The organism is Arhodomonas sp. KWT (assembly GCF_010993615.1).
This window is the reverse complement of record NZ_WNXE01000548.1, coordinates 1-1,085: the sequence shown is the minus strand read 5'-3', so window position 1 is coordinate 1,085 and position 1,085 is coordinate 1. Positions and strand designations below refer to the sequence as shown.

1 protein-coding gene is annotated in these 1,085 nt (G+C 69.1%); it reads left to right on the top strand.

The features are described from left to right. Positions 1-93: 93 nt before the first annotated feature. Positions 94-1,085 (top strand): type IV pili methyl-accepting chemotaxis transducer N-terminal domain-containing protein (locus G7A99_RS20620; RefSeq protein ID WP_240466365.1); only part of this gene is annotated, 992 nt, incomplete at its 3' end.

The window sequence follows — 1,085 nt, the reverse complement described above, 5'->3', positions numbered from 1 at the left end:
ATGAGTGCATTGGCCGGGGATCCCGCCTTTCTCAGGGCGTCGGCCTAGGTCGGCGTACGGGTCGGCAAGTCTTGCCAGGAGGAAACAGCGCATATGGCTAGGGAGGACAATCGGCAGGCATCCACCGGTCTCAGACGGGTGGCCGACCTGCTCACCGTCGTCGCGGCCCTGGCGATCGTCGCCATGATCGCCGCCTTCGCCCTGGTCGCCCATTATGGCGACATCGACCGGGCCTACATCAGCCGCGCCGACAGTGTGCGCGTGCAGTCGCAGAAGATCGCCAAGAACGCCCTCGAGGCGGCGAACGGCAAGACCGACGCGTTCGCCGAGCTCGGATCGGGGCGTGACGCCCTTCAGGCGAATATCGACGACCTCGTCGAGGGCGTCGATAAGGTCGGGCTGCCGCCCACCGCGCAGGCCTCCGACGAGGCCTCGGCGGCGCTCGGCAAGGTCGTGCGCGTCTGGCGGCAGATGCGCGAGGAGGTCAATGCCATCCTCGACCGCCGGGAGATGGTCGTGCGCGCCAATGTCGTCGCCGAGCGTTTCCGGGTGTTGCTGCCCCAGATCCAGGAGAGTGCCGCCGACCTGGCGGACGGCCTTGCCGGCGGTGGCGGCAGCGCGCGCCAGGCGGCCCTGGCCGCGGAGCTGAATACCGTTGCCGAACGTATCGGGCGTAACCTCTCGGGCATGGTGCGCGGCGGTTTCGGCAACACCGGCGCGGCCCGTCGGCTCGAGGACGCTTCCGATCGTTTCGGCCGGATCATCGACGGCCTGTCCCAGGGCAGCGAGGCCCTCGGGGTGAGCCCGGTCACCGGGGAGAACGCGCGCAGTGCCGTCTCGGCGATCGCCTCCGACTTCGAGGAGGTGCGCTCCAGCGTGGACGAACTGCTCTCCCAGTCGCCGGAGCTCTTCCGCGTTCGTGACGCGGCGGACGGTATCTACACGCTCTCCGAGCAGGTTCTGGCCACCGGCCAGCAGCTCACCGGTGCCTATCGCGATCTCTCGGGCTCGCGCTGGGTGCAGCCCTGGATGCCTTACGCGCTGGGTGCCCTGGCATTGATCGTGCTGATCGTGCGCGGCGCGGT